This window comes from Oxalobacteraceae bacterium OTU3CAMAD1 (genome assembly GCA_024123915.1).
Lineage (GTDB): Bacteria > Pseudomonadota > Gammaproteobacteria > Burkholderiales > Burkholderiaceae_D > Rugamonas.
The window spans coordinates 1,784,934-1,799,991 of the sequence record CP099650.1 but is presented as its reverse complement, the minus strand read 5'-3'; the positions used below and the strand labels follow the sequence as shown (position 1 = coordinate 1,799,991).

At 65.0% G+C, this 15,058-nt stretch carries 12 protein-coding genes; 4 read left to right on the top strand and 8 right to left on the bottom strand.

What is annotated here, in order from left to right:
• Positions 1-21 precede the first annotated feature (21 nt).
• The 6 genes from NHH88_07640 to NHH88_07615 all read right to left on the bottom strand — a co-directional run bounded on the left by NHH88_07640 (position 22) and on the right by NHH88_07615 (position 6,925).
• The gene (locus NHH88_07640) at positions 22-936 is read right to left on the bottom strand and encodes a hypothetical protein (protein ID USX15641.1); all 915 of its coding nucleotides are present in this window, start codon (positions 934-936) and stop codon (positions 22-24) included.
• A 239-nt stretch (positions 937-1,175) separates the two neighbouring features.
• Positions 1,176-2,678 (bottom strand): EAL domain-containing protein, encoded by a 1,503-nt coding sequence (locus NHH88_07635; GenBank protein USX15640.1) that lies wholly within the window; start codon positions 2,676-2,678, stop codon positions 1,176-1,178.
• Between the two features lie 115 nt (positions 2,679-2,793).
• A complete protein-coding gene (locus NHH88_07630) occupies positions 2,794-4,431 on the bottom strand; it encodes a methyl-accepting chemotaxis protein (protein ID USX15639.1) in 1,638 nt (545 codons plus the stop codon).
• Between the two features lie 103 nt (positions 4,432-4,534).
• A complete protein-coding gene (locus NHH88_07625) occupies positions 4,535-5,059 on the bottom strand; it encodes a GNAT family N-acetyltransferase (protein ID USX15638.1) in 525 nt (174 codons plus the stop codon).
• A gap of 3 nt (positions 5,060-5,062) precedes the next feature.
• On the bottom strand, positions 5,063-5,584 hold the full coding sequence (locus NHH88_07620) for a GNAT family N-acetyltransferase (protein USX15637.1): 522 nt from the start codon (positions 5,582-5,584) through the stop codon (positions 5,063-5,065).
• A gap of 66 nt (positions 5,585-5,650) precedes the next feature.
• On the bottom strand, positions 5,651-6,925 hold the full coding sequence (locus NHH88_07615) for an amidohydrolase family protein (protein USX15636.1): 1,275 nt from the start codon (positions 6,923-6,925) through the stop codon (positions 5,651-5,653).
• Between the two features lie 269 nt (positions 6,926-7,194).
• Here NHH88_07615 and NHH88_07610 point away from each other — a divergent pair, with 269 nt between their 5' ends.
• From NHH88_07610 to NHH88_07595, 4 genes are all read left to right on the top strand, one after another.
• The gene (locus tag NHH88_07610; protein ID USX15635.1) at positions 7,195-8,055 is read left to right on the top strand and encodes a phasin family protein; all 861 of its coding nucleotides are present in this window, start codon (positions 7,195-7,197) and stop codon (positions 8,053-8,055) included.
• Positions 8,056-8,181: 126 nt separating this feature from the next.
• Positions 8,182-9,936 (top strand): ABC transporter transmembrane domain-containing protein, encoded by a 1,755-nt coding sequence (locus NHH88_07605; GenBank protein ID USX15634.1) that lies wholly within the window; start codon positions 8,182-8,184, stop codon positions 9,934-9,936.
• Entirely contained in the window at positions 9,926-11,737 is a 1,812-nt protein-coding gene (locus NHH88_07600) for an ATP-binding cassette domain-containing protein (protein ID USX15633.1), read from the top strand. The genes NHH88_07605 and NHH88_07600 overlap by 11 nt, the downstream gene beginning before the upstream one ends.
• Before the next feature lie 160 nt (positions 11,738-11,897).
• Positions 11,898-13,991, top strand: a complete 2,094-nt coding sequence (locus NHH88_07595; protein USX15632.1) for a diguanylate cyclase — start codon at positions 11,898-11,900, stop codon at positions 13,989-13,991.
• An 18-nt stretch (positions 13,992-14,009) separates the two neighbouring features.
• Here NHH88_07595 and NHH88_07590 read toward each other — a convergent pair whose 3' ends face one another.
• Complete coding sequence (locus NHH88_07590; protein ID USX15631.1) at positions 14,010-14,438, bottom strand: apolipophorin; 429 nt, start codon at positions 14,436-14,438, stop codon at positions 14,010-14,012.
• A gap of 93 nt (positions 14,439-14,531) precedes the next feature.
• The gene (locus tag NHH88_07585; GenBank protein USX17291.1) at positions 14,532-14,978 is read right to left on the bottom strand and encodes a hypothetical protein; all 447 of its coding nucleotides are present in this window, start codon (positions 14,976-14,978) and stop codon (positions 14,532-14,534) included.
• Positions 14,979-15,058: the final 80 nt, after the last annotated feature.

The window sequence follows — 15,058 nt, the reverse complement described above, 5'->3', positions numbered from 1 at the left end:
ATTCTATTCCTCTCGAATGGGTTAGTAAATTACCTGGTGCCCGTGTCCTTGGGAATCAGAAGACGATGTGAAGAAGTAACCGCCAAAGTGGATGTAGCCGCCCCGGTTGGCCGTTTCCGGATTAGTGATGGCCACGCCACTGTTGTCCAGGTTGGTGGCCGAGGTGCCGCCCGGTTTATGCGTCCAAAGACCATTGATGTCCTTCCGGTACCAATGATAGTCCGGCGAACCGCCCACCGTGCCGACCACCAGCGCGACCTTGGTTTTGCCCACCGGGGAGACGGACGAACTATCGGTCGGCTCCAGGCCATCGGCGATGGCGGCGGCGCGCAGCTGCGCTACGGTGATGTCATAGCCGCTATAGCCATGTGCCCAGCCCGGCTGGGAGAACCGGTCGGTACGCCTGTTGTTCGCGTAGTTGTAGCAATTATTATAGGGCCGGATCGCGCCGTCGTTCCAATAGGCGGGCATGTAGGCGGGCGTGCTGTATGGCGGCGGATTGGGAATGCCGGTCACCGTGTGCCACAACGGCGAGCGGGTCGCCGTGTAAACGACCAGATTGTGGTCGGATTGCAGCATCACATACGCGGTGGAGTTGGCCGAGCCCGACTGGAACAATATCTGGGAACTCGGGCTCACGACGACGAAGTTGCCACTGGTTTGCATCAAGGCGTAGGAGCCGGCTTGCACGGTACCCGACTGCCAGAGCGTCGCGTTGTCGGCCAACCGGGTCAACACCAGATTGCCGGTGCTTTTCATCTCCAGACGCACCGCGCCGTTGGGCGACACCAGGGTTTCGCCGGACGTCAGGGTTTCGCCGCCACGTAGCCGATCAGGGAGGGCATGCGCCGCCAAAGCTTGATATGAAACCGCGCATGAAATCAGGGCTGCAATCACATGTCGCGTCTTAAAAGTTTCAAATAGTGCAGTTGCCATTATTTTCCTTTTATTTTAAAAAGCAAATTTTCGGACAAGGCGCATTACCGTCTTTGCGCTCGGGCTAATCGACTACCGCCCGGTCTCCGTTAAAGCGAGCCCGAGCGAAAAAATTATATGTTTAGATTCTATTTATGTAAACGTTTATTATTTGTTAATACCAAGATGAAAGTAAGTTTCTATCCGCTGATAATACCCATGTTGAATGGGGGGATATAAACTCATGGCGACAAGGAACGCTACGAAATAATCAATTCTTTGCGCAAATCGCGATTGGCCAGCAAGGTTTCCACTTCGGCGGGCGACACGGCCGGGCTGAGGCAAAAGCCGAATGCCTCGTCGCAGTCCATCGCCATCAAGCGCGCCAACTGGTCGCCGGTTTCGACGCCGCCGGCGATCACCCGCATGTTCAGCGTGTGGGCCATCGCGATGATGGCGCGCACCATGGCGCCGTCGGCCGCGCCCTTGGCGCCGGGGGCGTCCTGCGTATCGGCTGGCTGGCGCGCGCCGTGCAATTCGTCGATGAAGCTCTTGTCGATCTTGACCACGTCCACCGGGAAGCGCCGCAGATAATTGAGCGAGGCGTAGCCGGTGCCGAAATCGCTGATCGAGATCCGCACGCCAAGGCCCTTCAGCTGCCGCAAGGTCGCCTCGCAGTTCTGGTTGCGGTCGATCAGCATGCCCTCGGTGATTTCCAGCTCGATGCAGTAGCCCGGCACGCCGGCCTGCTCCAGTATCATGGCGAAGGTCTGGGCGATGTCCTTCTGGTAGAACTGGCGCGGCGACAGGTGCACCGACACCGTCAGCGGCAGTCCCCGCTCCATCCACAGCCGCGCCTGCGCCGCCGCGGTCGCCAGCACCCACGCGCCGACCGGCAGTATCAGCGCGCTCTCCTCCAGCACCGGCAGAAAATCGAGCGGCATCACCAGCCCGAGCTCCGGATGGTTCCAGCGCAGCAGCGCCTTGACGCCGGTGACGCGCTGTTCGCGCAGGTCGAGCCTGGGCTGGTAGGCAAGGACGAATTCCTTGTGGTCGAGCGCGTGCCTGAGCGCCGTCTCCAGGATCAGGCGCGAGTACGCCTTGACCTGCATGCTCGGCAGGAAGCGCACGCTGGTGCCCTTGCCGCGCTGCTTGGCCGCGTACATCGCCAGGTCGGCTTTCTCGACCAGGTCTTCCAGGCTTTCGTCGTCGTCCGGATAGACCGCCACGCCGACGCTGGCGGCCACCCGCAGCGACGCGCCATGGATGGTGAACGGCGCGCCGATGGCGGCGATGATCTTCTCGGCCACCTGGCGCGCGTCGTCGGCGTCGCGCAGCTCCGTCAGCAACAGGATGAACTCGTCGCCGCCCTGCCGCGCCACGGTGTCGACCTCGCGCACGCACTGGCGCAGCCGCTGCGAGAACTGCACCAGTACTTGGTCGCCGGCGTCGTGGCCGAGCGTGTCGTTGATGTGCTTGAAGTGGTCGATGTCGACGAACAGCACCGCCAGCAGGCTTTTGTGGCGCCGCGCGTAGGCCACGCCGTGCTCAAGCCGCAGCTGGAACTGCAGGCGGTTGGGCAAGCCCGTCAGGCAGTCGTGGTGGGCGATGAAGTCGAGCCGCATCTCGGTGTCGCGCTGGGCTTCGAGCGCGCTCTGCAAATGGACGCAGCGGCGGCGCAGCACGCGCGCGCGCGTTTCGCCATACCAAAGCGCCAACAGACAAGGTGCGATGCCTATCAATGCCGGCCACAGGAGCTCCATGGGATCCCTCTTCTTTTGGTGCAGCGATGAAGAGGGAATCATAATGGAGACTGCCCGTCAGCAATGCGCGTTCGGCGGGGCGGTTGACGGGCGTCAAACCCGATTCACATGGCCCTCAAGCGGGCAATAGCGGACGCCGTTTCGGTGGCGCCAAACGCGCGCTCCCGCCCTGCCCTTGGCCGTGCTCCTCCAGCTTGAAGATACTGACCGCCTCCGACAGGCTGGCCGCCTGCTGCGTCAATGCATCGGCCGCGGCGGCGGCCTGTTCCACCAGCGCGGCGTTCTGCTGCGTCACGCTGTCCATGTGGCTGATGGCGATGCTGATCTGCTCGATGCCGTCGCGCTGCTCGCCGCTGGCCACCGAAATCTCGCCGATGATGGCCGTCACCCGCTGCACGCTGCTGACCACCTCGCCCATCGTCTCGCCGGCCTGCCCGGCCAGCCGGCTGCCGGCCTCGACGCGGCTGACCGAGTCGCCGATCAATTCCTTGATCTCCTTGGCGGCCGACGCCGAGCGGTGGGCCAGGTTGCGCACCTCGGACGCCACCACGGCGAAACCGCGCCCCTGCTCGCCGGCGCGCGCCGCCTCCACCGCCGCGTTGAGCGCCAGGATATTGGTCTGGAAAGCGATGCCGTCGATCACGCCGATGATGTCGACGATCTTGCGCGAGGACTCGTTGATCGAGCCCATCGTTTGCACCATCTGCTCGACCGCGTCGCCGCCGCGCTCGGCCACCCGCGAGGCCACGTCGGCCAGCTTGCTGGCCTCGTTGGCGTTGGCGTTGTTCTGCTGGACGGTGGTGGTCAGTTCCACCATCGCCGCCGCCGTCTCCTCGAGCGAGCTGGCCTGCTGCTCGGTGCGGCCGGACAGGTCCAGGTTGCCGGCGGCGATCTCCACCGTCGCGCCGTGGATGGTCTCGGTGCCGGCGCGCACCTTGCCGACGATGCCGCTCAGATTGGTCTGCATGGTCTTGAGCGCGCCCAGCAGCTCGCCGATCTCATCCTTGCTATCGACCCGCACCTCGCTGCGCAGGTCGCCGCCGGCGACCGTTTGCGCCACGCCCACGGCGGCGTACAAGGGCACGGTGATGCTCTTGATCAGCCAGAACACCGTCACGCAGCCGACCACCAGGGTCACCGCCAGGGTGATGCCCATGACCAGCATGGCCTCGGCGTGCGCGGCCCGGCTTTCCTCTTCCATCTGCTGCATCAGGCGGTTCGATTCCTTGCCGATGTAGACGACGATATCGTCGATCTTCTTGGTCGGCTCGCGGTCCATGCCCTTGACCAGGTTGTCGACCACTTTAGCGCTCTCCGGATTGGCGGGGTCGTACTGTTTGAGCGCCTCGAGATAGCGCGCGCCCAGCTCGGTTTGCGTCTTGATGGCGTCGTCGACCAGCGGCGTACCGAGCTTGAGCGCGTCGAGTTGCCCGTCCAATTTTTTCAGGTCGGCGCGGGTGGCCTCGCCGGTTTTGACGAAAGCCTTGGTGTAGCGGTCCAGCAGCGCCGGATCATTGCCGCGTATCAGGATGTTCTTCCATTCCTGCACCTGGATCTTGAACTCGACCTGGGCGCTGCGCGCGGTGTCGATGGCCTGGCTCAGGCCCAGCGAGCGCTGCAAGGCTTGCGCGCTGTGCGCGGTGCTATTGTCGAGCGCGCGCCAGCCGCCGGTGGCGACGATCGCCAGTGCGACGAAAAAGAACGCTCCCAACAGCCCCAGTCGAACACCTATCTTCAGATCGCCGAGTTTCATAGTTTTTCCAGTGGCAAGAATTGACTTTCATCATGCGCTTGCAGCGCAAGGATGCCAAGACCGGCACGCCAGAAATCCGGCGGATTCGCTCCATTGCAACAGATCAGACTGGTGTTGGTGGAAACTCGATGCAGTAAATATTGGTAGGACGATCATTGGGCGGCAGCGGCCGGTTCTCGACAAAGCTCAGGCCCAGCTTGTGCAACAGGCCGATCGAATTGGCGTTGCCCGGATCGGTCAAGCCCAGCACGCGCTTCATGCCCAGCGGACCGCGCGCGTAAGCCAGCACGGCGACAGCCGCCTCATGGGTATAGCCCCGGCCGAAGAACTCGGGGCGGATGGCGTAGCCGATATCGGGCCCGGGCAACGTATCGCGCTGGATCAGGCCGCACAGCCCGAGCGCCCGGCCATCGCTCTTGCGCTCCATCACCCACAGCGAATGGCCGCAGCGCTGCTGCATCGCGCGCGGGCCGTCGATGATGGCGGCGCGCGCGTCGTCGAGGCTGCGGATGCCCTTGTCGCCGATGAATTCCAGCCAGGTCGGGTCGTTGACCAGTTCATAATAAAACGCGGCGTCGTCGACTTCGATGGTGCGCAGGCGCAGGCGTTCGGTGTCCAGTATGTTCATGAGTCAGGCGTCGGGCCAATGGGAGGGATCGTCCAGCAACTGGTACATGACGTAGACGTCGACGTAGCCCAGATACTGGTGGTAATAGGCGCGCGGCAAGGTGCCGACGATGGAAAAGCCGAGTTTTTTCCACAGCAGCACGGCCGCCACGTTGGAGCTGACCACGTAGTTGAACTGCATCGCCAGGTAGCCCTGGGCGCGGGCGCGGTCCAGGCAGTCGCCGCCGAGCAGCTTGCCGACGCCGACGCCCTGCGCCGCCGGGCTGACCATGAACGAAGCGTTGGCCACGTGGGCTCCCCGGTCGCGCTGGTTGGGGATCAGGCGGTACATGCCGACCAGGCGTTCGCCGTTGAGCAGCGCGACATACGATTGCACGCCGGGGCCGAACCAGTAGGCGTGGCAGTCCTCGCGGCTGGTGTCGGCGGCAAAGTAATAGGTGTCGCCGCTGGCGATGAGCTGCTGGAAAATCTCCCACATGGCGCCGAAGTCGGCTTCCGTGGCGGCGCGGATGGCGATTTCTTTCAAGTGGGCTCCAGGCGGGTTATAAAACCATATTCAATTGTCATGGATTTCCGCCGGCAAGTCCAGCCGCTACCGGTTCAGGCGGAAATTGACGCTGTCGGCCCGCCCCGGCAAATTGAGCCGCGCATGCGCGCGCGGCGATTCGGCGATCACCGCGCCGCGCCGCATCACCAGGCGCCGCGCCGCGCGCAGCCGGATCGCCTCCACCGGATCGGCCGCGTCCAGCAGCACCAGGTCGGCGTGGTTGCCGACCGCGATGCCGTAATGCTCCAGCCCGAGGATGCGCGCCGGCGTCGTCGTCACCGCCTCGAAGCAGGCGCGCATTGCGTCCTGCCCCGTCATCTGCGCCACATGCAGGCCCATCTGCGCCACCTCCAGCATATCGCCCGAGCCCAGGCTGTACCACGGGTCCATCACGCAATCGTGGCCGAAGGCGACGTCGATGCCGGCCGCCAGCATCTCCGGCACGCGCGTCATGCCGCGCCGCTTCGGATAGCTGTCGTGGCGGCCCTGCAAGGTGATGTTGATCAGCGGATTGGCGATGGCCGCCACGCCGCCCTCGCGGATCAGCGGCAGCAGCTTGCTGACATAATAATTGTCCATCGAATGCATCGACGTCAGGTGCGAACCGGTCACCCGGCCGTGCAGCCCGAGCCGGTTGCTTTCATACGCCAGGGTTTCGATATGGCGCGAATGCGGATCATCCGATTCGTCGCAGTGCATATCGACACGCAAGCCTTGGTCGGCGGCGAACTCGCACAGGATGCGCACCGATTCGGCGCCGTCGGCCATGGTGCGCTCGAAATGCGGAATGCCGCCCACCACGTCGACGCCCATGGCGATGGCGCGCTTGAGATTGGCCAGCGCCGTCGGACTGCGCAGCACGCCGTCCTGCGGAAACGCCACCAGCTGCAAATCCAGATACGGCGCCACCCGCCGCTTGACCTCCAGCAGCGCCTCGACCGCCAGCAGGCGGTCGTCGCACACGTCGACATGCGAGCGGATCGCCAGCAGCCCGCGCGCCACGGCCCAGTCGCAATACTGCAACGCCCGGTCGATCAGCGCCTGCTGCGTCAGGTCAGGCTTCAACTCGCCCCACAGCGCGATGCCTTCGAGCAGAGTCCCGGAAGCATTGACCCGCGGCAGGCCGTAGCTGAGCGTGGCGTCCATGTGGAAGTGGGCGTCGACGAACGGCGCGCTGACCAGATCGCCGCCGGCGTCGATCTCGCGCGCGGCCGTGACCGGCAGCGCGGGGCCGATGGCGGCGATGCGCCCGTGTTCGATGGCGATATCGACGCCTTGCCGGCCGTCGGCCAGATTGGCATTGCGGATGACCACATCCATGGGGACGCTCCCGGCGTTGTTTTACAGTAAGTCGATTGTAGTCAGTTTCACTGAAATACACCACTTGTTGCGTCGCAGCAATCGACGCAATTTTTACCGGGGCATTTTGCGCTGAATCAAACTTCGGTGAGATAGTGTCTACTCCGCATTTTTCCTAGCAGCACTCTTTCTTCAATGGCACAAAAAATAACTTTCCAAGCCAGTTGTTCGTCGCTAGAATGTTCTTATATTGCATCGCAACAGACGTCCACCGTCGTCCAGGAGAAACCATGTCTTCGCTTACCGAACAGTTTTCCGCCGTCACGAAATCGCAGTTGGAAGCCCAGTTTAAAATCTTCAACACCTTCGCCAGCACGGCTGTCGACAGCGCCGAAAAAGTCATTGCGCTGAACCTCAGCACCACCAAGGCCTCGGTCGAGAAATCGTCGGCCGCCGCCAGGAAGCTGCTGGAGGCCAAGGATGCCCAGGAACTCTTCAGCCTGAACGCGGCGCAGCCGACCGGCTTCGACAATCTGCTGGCCTATGGCCGCCAGTTGGTCAGCATCGCCACCGCCGCTCAGAGCGAGCTGCTGCAAAGCGCGCAGAGCGGCATTAAACAGGCGCAGGAGCAGGCACAGCAGCTGGCCAAGGCATCGCCGCTGGCCGCCGTGGTCAAGCCGGCCCCGGCGGCGGCCTCGGTGCCCGCCGCCAAGCCGGCGCCACTGGCCTCTGTCGACCCGGTCGTGGCGCCGCTCGTCGAAACAGCACCGGCTCCCGAACCGGCCGCCCCGCCCCCGACGCTGGCCGCCGCCGTCTCGGCCGCCGTCGCGACGCCGGACAACGCGCCCGTGATCGCGGAAGCATCGACCGCCTCGGCCAACGAACCGGTCGCCTCGCCTGCACAGAAATCGGCCAAGGCCCCGGCCAAGCCGAAGCCGGCCGCCGCCCCGATCGAGCCGCCTGCGCCGATCGAAGTCAAGGCCGAGGTCAAACCCGACCCGGCCAAGTCGTCCTTCCCCGTGCCGTCGCCAAAGCCGATCGCGCTGGCGCCGGAGACCAAGCCGTCCAAGCTGAAGGAAGTGGCGCCGAAAGGCAAACCGGCTCCCGGCAAGCCGCTCGACATGATCAGCGGCGGCAAAGGCAAGAAATAACCGGCAAGCGCGCACCAGCACCAGCATCAAACCAGCGGGCTCCGGCCCGCTTTTCTTTGCCTTGCTGTATCCTAACGGACTACGCGCCGGCAACGTTCCGCCGGCCCCACGCTATTCCGAGGCAACATGTCTACACTCTCAGCGCTGATTGGCGGCTTCGTACGCCAGCACAGCCGCGCCTATGCCGTCTCCGGCCTGATGCTGGCCGGCGTGGCGACGCTCACCGTTTGGGTGCCGCGCAAGGTCGGCTACATGATCGACGGCCTGGCCGCCCACACCCTGTCCGGCAACGCCTTGCTGATGGAAATCGGCGGCCTGCTGCTGATCGGCCTGTCCATCTACTTCCTGCGCGTGGCGTGGCGCCAGATCCTGTACGGCGCCGCCTACAAGCTGGGCGTGTCGCTGCGTACCCGCCTGTACGCGCGCATGTCGCTGCAGGGCGCCGGCTTCTACCAGCGCCAGCGCACCGGCGACCTGATGGCGCTGGCCACCAACGATATCGACGCCATCGAGATGGCCGCCGGCGAGGCCATGCTGGCCGGCTTCGACGGCGCGCTGACCCTGGTGCTGGTGCTCGGCGTGATGCTGCTCGGCGTCGACTGGCGCCTGGCCTGCGTGGCCCTGCTGCCGTTCCCGCTGATGGGCTGGGCCTTCTGGTACATCTCCGGCCATATCCACACCGCCTCGACCGACTCGCTCAAGCGCTTCAGCGACCTCAACGACCATGTGCAGGAAACCCTGTCCGGCGTGCGCACCCTGCGCGCGCTCGGCCTCGAACAGCGCAGCGCCAAGCAATTCGGCGAGCTGGCGCAGCACGCGTCCGACGCCAGCCTGCGCGCGCAAGTGTGGGAAGCGGCGTACGAGCCGGCCGTCGGCCTGACCCTGACCGCCGCCAGCGCGCTGACCATCGGTGTCGGCGGCTATCTGGTGTGGCAAAACCAGCTGACCATCGGCTCGCTGACCGCCTTCACCATGTACCTGGGCCAGTTGATCTGGCCGATGTTTGCCGCCGGCTGGGTGCTGTCGCTGATCGAGCGCGGACGCGCCGCATGGGCGCGCCTGCAACCGATGCTCGACGCGCCGCTGGCCATCGACGACCACGGCAGCCTGACCAAGGTGGAACCCGGCCCGCTGGCGCTGGATAATGTCGGCTACTCCTACCCGGAACAATCGGCGCCCGCGCTGAGCGGCATCACGCTCGAACTCAAGCCCGGCCAGACCCTGGGCCTGGTCGGCCCCACCGGCTGCGGCAAATCGACCTTGCTGCGCGTGCTGATGCGCCAGCTCACGCCGCAATCGGGCAGCGTGCGCTGGAGCGGCCATCCGCTCGACCAGTACCGGCTGCACGCGCTGCGCGCGGCCATCAGCTGGGTGCCGCAGGAGTCGTTCCTGTTCTCGTCGTCGATCGCCGACAACATCGCGCTGGCCCGCCCCGGCGCCACGCGCGCGCAGGTCGAACACGCCGCCAACCTGGCCGCCATCCACGACGACATCCTCAACTTCCCGAACGGCTATGAAACCGAGGTCGGCGAAAAAGGCATCACCTTGTCCGGCGGCCAGCGCCAGCGCGTGGCCATCGCCCGCGCGCTGCTGGCCGATAACGACCTGCTGTTGCTCGACGACGCGCTGTCGGCGGTCGACACCGGCACCGAGACGCGCATCCTCAAGCACCTGGAGGAACTGCGCCAGGCGCGCCCGGGCCGCAGCGCCGTCATCGCCAGCCACCGCCTGAGCGCCGTCGTCAACGCCGATCTGATCGTCGTGCTGCGTGACGGCCGCATCAGCGAAACCGGCAGCCACGAACAACTGCTGGAGCAGGACGGCTGGTATGCCAGCCAGTGGCGCTATCAACAATTGGAAGCCAGTCTCGATGCCCTCTAATACCGAAGAAAAAAACGGCAGCCAGACGCGCCAGGCGTTCGCGCTGCTGCACCGCGCCGCCCGCCCCGACCAGCACCACCTGGGCTGGGCCGTGATGTGGCTGATGCTGGCCGCGCTGCTGGAGGTGCTCGGCCCGATCATGGGCAAGGCGCTGATCGACGAACACCTGCTGCCGCGCCACCTGGACTGGCCGCGCATGGCCGCGCTGCTGGCCGGCCTGCTGCTGACCGGCTGGATCGCCAGCGGCCTGCGTTACCTGCAACTGGTGCGCCTGTCCGGCCTGGCGATGCGCTCGGTGATGCGGCTGCGGCAGATGGTCTACAGCCATGTGCTGCTGTTGCCGATGTCGTTCTTCGACCGCGCCATCACCGGCCAGCTGGTCTCGCGCGTGACCAACGACACCGAGGCGGTCAAGAACCTGTACATCCAGGTGCTGTTCGTCATGCTCGACAGCACGATCGTCCTGGTCGGCACCATCGCCGCGATGGCGTGGCTGGACTGGCGCCTGATGTCGATGGTGCTGGCGCTGCTGCCGGCGGTGCTGGTGATCGTCTGGCTGTACCAGCGCTGGAGCGCGCCGGCCGTCACCCGCGCCCGCGCGCTGCGCAGCGACATCAACGGCCAGATGGCCGAGTCGATCGGCGGCATGAGCGTGCTACAGGCGAACAACGCCGAGGCCCGCTTCGGCGCCCGCTTCGCCGCCACCAACCACGACCACTACACGGCGCGCCTGGCCGAGCTGCGCGCCAACGCCTGGCTGCTGCGCCCCGCGCTGGACCTGTTCAACATCATCCTGCTGGCCGCCGTGATCTTCATGTTCGGCAACCGCGAGATGACGGCCACCGAGGTGGGGGTGCTGTACGCCTTCATCAGCTACCTGGCGCGCGTGATCGAGCCGCTGATCCAGATCACCATGCAGTTCAGCCAACTGCAGCAGGCGGTGGTGGCCAGCGCCCGCGTGGCGATTTTGCTGGACGAGGCGGCGGCCGACGAGCATAGCGCCGCGTCGCCGGGCAACGGCGGCACCGGTCGCGCCGACCTCCGCAAGGCAGGCAACAACGACGTTGCCCAGCCGGCGGTGGCGATCAAGCACCTGAACTTCGCCTACAACGAAGGCCAGACGGTGCTGCACGACCTGTCGCTGGAAATCCCGCAGGGGGCGTTCTTCGGCATCGTCGGCCACACCGGCAGCGGCAAATCGACCCTGCTGTCGCTGCTGCTGCGCTTTTACCCGGCGCGCCACGGCAGCATCGCCATCCACGGCGTGCCGCTCGACGAGATCGACAACGAACGCTTCCGCGCAGAGGTCGGGCTGGTGCCGCAGGACCCGTTCCTGCTGGCCGCCTCCGCGCGCGAGAACATCGACATGGGACGCGGCCTGACGCAAGCGCAGATCGAGACGGCGGCGCGCGCGGCGCACGCGCACGACTTCATCACGGCGCTCGACCAGGGCTACGACACCTCGCTGGGCGAAGGCGGCTCGCGCCTGTCGGTCGGCCAGAAGCAGCTGATCGCCATCGCCCGCGCGCTGGCCGGACAACCGCGCATCCTATTGCTGGACGAGGCGACCTCGCACATCGACTCGCAAACGGAGCAGATCGTGCAGGTGGCGATGGACGAATTGCGCGGCAAGGTGACGGTGATCGCCATCGCGCACCGGCTGTCGACGATCCGCGACGCCGACCGCATCATCGTGCTCAATCACGGCCGCATCGCCGAAACCGGGCCGCACGAGCAGCTGATGCAGATCGACGGCGGACTGTATCAGCGGCTGTACCTGTTGCAGCAGCTGGCCGCGTAAGCGCCACGGGCTTGCCATCCTGGCTATCTTCATTTGTCAACATGTGCGCTTTTCGATGAAAAATACGCGCGCCACGTCTTTCGCAGTTGCAACAAGAATATAATTACCCGGACTATTTCGCAGTGGCGGAATGCTTTCAGGGGACTTGGCGTTGGCGGTGATGAGAAACAGCTGGTGGTTGATCCAGGCCCGTACCGGGGCACTGGCGGCGGCTCTCACGCTGTGCCCCTTGGCGGCCTTCGCCCAAATGGACGAGGCCACCCTCAACAGCCGCCTGTTCGACATCCGCGAGCAAAGCCGCTTCGTCCCCGACAAGGCGCTGGCCGAGCTGCTGAAGCTGCAGCCGGAGGCGGCCGACAAATCCCCGTACACCCGTGCCGAACTGCTGGTCCAGATCAGCGCATCGCGCATGCGCATGGGCGACAACACCGAGGCGATGGCCGGCGCCGAACAGGTCATCGCCTACGGCAAGAGCCTCAAAGACAACGTTATCGTCGCCAAGGGCCTGCTCAACAAGGTCTACGTGCTGTCCGCCAAGGCCGAGGTCGACGCCGCCCACGCCCTCGCCTTCGACGCCGAAAAACTGGCCATGAGCACCGACAACGCCGCGCTGCGCACCCAGGCGACCATCACGGCGGGCCAGAGCTACGCCGAGCAGGGCAACTTCCCGCAGGCGCTGATCAAGCTGCAACAGGCGGTCGACCTGTCGCGCACGGTGCGCGACGACCCGGCGATGCCGGCCGCCGCGCTCAACGCGCTGGCCAAGCTGTACACGCAGATGAAGGAATACGAGCAGGCCTCCGAGACCCTGGAGGAGCTGCTGGCCGAAACCGAAAAGCTCAAGTCGCCGGGCCGCATGGCGATGGCCAAGAACACCGAATACGGCCTGGCGATCGATTCCGGCCAGCCCAAGCGCGCCTTGCGGGCGCTGCTGTTCAGCCTGGAACTGGAACGCAAGCTGGGCGCCGAACGCATGGTCGGCGTCACCCTGGTGAACCTGTCCGACAGCTATCTCAAGGAGAAGGACTATCCGCGCGCGGCGCAATACGCGCTCGAATCGCTGCGCTCGACGGAGCGCACCAACGATCCGTCGACGGCGGCGACGGCGCGCGTGAACCTGGGCCAGGCCTATCTGTCCATGGGGCGCATCGCCGAGGGAAAACAGCAGTACGAGGCGGGCATGGCGCGCTACGAGCAGGAAAACAACAAGCCCGACCTGCAAGCCGTCCTGCATGAATACGGCGAGGCGCTGGAGCGCTCGGGCGACCTGGCCGGCGCGTTGTCGGCCTACCACCGCGAACGGCAGCTATCGAACGAACTGTTCGAAAAGCAGCGCCAGAAGTCGATGCTGGAGCTGCAGGAAAAATACGAGGCCGAGAAGAAGCAGCGCCAGATCGAGTTGCTCAGCCGCGAGAACCAGCTCAAGGGCGCGGAGATCGACAATCGCCGCCTGCAGCAGCGCATCTGGTGGCTGCTGGCGCTGGTGTTCGGACTGGCCTCGGTGATGATCGGCATGTTGTACCGCAAGGTACGCAACGCCAACGCGCAACTGGAGGAGAAAAACCTCGAGCTCAAGGCGCAATCGACGCTCGATCCGTTGACGTCGCTGTACAACCGGCGCCACTTCCAGGAGTACATGCGCGGCCTCAAGCCGCAAGAGAAGCTGCCGCCGGAAATGGAAAAGCGCGCCGAGCACCGCAACGACATCGTCGGCGCACTGTTCCTGCTCGACGTCGACCACTTCAAGAACGTCAACGACACCTACGGCCACGCCGCCGGCGACGCGGTGCTCAAAATGATTTCCGAGAATTTGCGCATCGCGCTGCGCGAGACCGACATGATCGTGCGCTGGGGCGGCGAGGAATTCCTGGCCTTCCTGCCCGCCAGCCCGCGCCACGGCCTGGACGACATCGCGCAGCGGATTCTAACGGGGATCTCGTCGCAGACGATCCGCTATCAGGGGCACGAGATTTCGGTGAACGTATCAGTCGGGTTTTCGCCGTTCCCGCTCACGCCGGGCGGCGTGCCGCTGCCGTGGGAGCGGGCCGTCAACCTGGTCGACATGGCGCTATACCTGGCCAAGTCGCACGGCCGCAACCGCGCGTATGGGGTGCGCGGCTTCGCCAACCTCGAGCACACGTCGATGGAGGCGATCGAACAGGACCTGGAATGCGCGTGGCGCGACGGGTTCGTCGATTTAAGCGTGGTGTCGGGCGACACGGCGGCGCGGGGGCTGACCCCGGCCGCCGCCTGAGCATCCAGCTCTTCGCCGTTACTTTGCCGGCGTAGCGGCTTCGCGCTCCTGCGCCTTTTCCTGCATTTTCTCGCCGGCCCGCTCCAGTTTGCGGCCGGCCGCCTCGCTGGCCTCGTTGAGCTTTTGCCCGGCCGTGGTGGCGGCGCTGTCGATCCTTTGTCCCGCCGTATCGGTGGCGCGGTCCAGTTTTTCGCCGGCCGTCTCGGCGGCCCGGTCGATCTTCTGGCTGGTGTCCCTGGCCGCTTCGCTCATCTGCTGGCCGGCGGTGTCGCGCACCTGGCTCAACTCGCTGCCGGCCTTGGCCGTGGCCTCGTCGACCTTGCGGCCCGCGCGCTCGGCCGGACCGGCCTCGCTCGGATCGTCCTTCTGGCAACCGCCCAGCAGCGCCGCCATTGCCAACAGCAAGGCGCCGGCGCCGCGAATGGTCGTGCTTGTATTAGTAGCCATCATCGTCTCCCTCAAGAATTACATATTGTCATTAACATACAACATTGCGCGAGGATGCAGCGCACGGCATGTCATGACAGGAAGACAAGCGCTTCAGTCGATCTTTTTGGGCGGCGGCGGCGGAGTGAAGACGATGTTTTCCGACGTCGGAGCGGTCTCGCCGGCCTCCGACGTCTCCAGCCAGTTCAGCAGCTTCTCCATGCGCCGGATCAGGATGCCCTTGCTGCTGATGTAGCCGACCTGCTCGAAGTTCTCCGGCTTGCTGACCATCTTGGACACGGTCGGCAGGTTGTCGGCCAGGCGCTCGAAGGCCTTGCGCGCCTTCTGCTCCCACTTGACCAGATTAGGTTCGTTGAAGCGGTTGCTCTCGTAATAGATGGTTAACGTCCGGTCATGGTTGCCGAAACCGACAATGGCCGACCCCTTGCGCACCGTCTCCAGCACGTCATCCTTGATGCTGGCCGTCGGCACGAACAACGCGGCGCGTCCGTTCGCGTCCGGGCGCTCCAGCGGCAAATCCTGTCCCATTATTACCGTCATCATGCTTCCTGTTGTTATGCCGAGGAGTTGCTGCTAGGCTATATTCCTGATTCTATATCGCTCCCTTGGTCATTACAAGG

What these genes read in the sequence shown, in the direction of transcription:
- NHH88_07640 (USX15641.1), bottom strand. Translation starts at nt 936, where the DNA reads ATGGCAACTGCACTATTTGAAACTTTTAAGACGCGACATGTGATTGCA.
- NHH88_07605 (USX15634.1), top strand. Translation starts at nt 8,182, where the DNA reads ATGTCTACACTCTCAGCGCTGATTGGCGGCTTCGTACGCCAGCACAGC.
- NHH88_07615 (USX15636.1), bottom strand. Translation starts at nt 6,925, where the DNA reads ATGGATGTGGTCATCCGCAATGCCAATCTGGCCGACGGCCGGCAAGGC.
- NHH88_07595 (USX15632.1), top strand. Translation starts at nt 11,898, where the DNA reads ATGAGAAACAGCTGGTGGTTGATCCAGGCCCGTACCGGGGCACTGGCG.
- NHH88_07630 (USX15639.1), bottom strand. Translation starts at nt 4,431, where the DNA reads ATGAAACTCGGCGATCTGAAGATAGGTGTTCGACTGGGGCTGTTGGGA.
- NHH88_07635 (USX15640.1), bottom strand. Translation starts at nt 2,678, where the DNA reads ATGGAGCTCCTGTGGCCGGCATTGATAGGCATCGCACCTTGTCTGTTG.
- NHH88_07625 (USX15638.1), bottom strand. Translation starts at nt 5,059, where the DNA reads ATGAACATACTGGACACCGAACGCCTGCGCCTGCGCACCATCGAAGTC.
- NHH88_07600 (USX15633.1), top strand. Translation starts at nt 9,926, where the DNA reads ATGCCCTCTAATACCGAAGAAAAAAACGGCAGCCAGACGCGCCAGGCG.
- NHH88_07585 (USX17291.1), bottom strand. Translation starts at nt 14,978, where the DNA reads ATGACGGTAATAATGGGACAGGATTTGCCGCTGGAGCGCCCGGACGCG.
- NHH88_07590 (USX15631.1), bottom strand. Translation starts at nt 14,438, where the DNA reads ATGGCTACTAATACAAGCACGACCATTCGCGGCGCCGGCGCCTTGCTG.
- NHH88_07610 (USX15635.1), top strand. Translation starts at nt 7,195, where the DNA reads ATGTCTTCGCTTACCGAACAGTTTTCCGCCGTCACGAAATCGCAGTTG.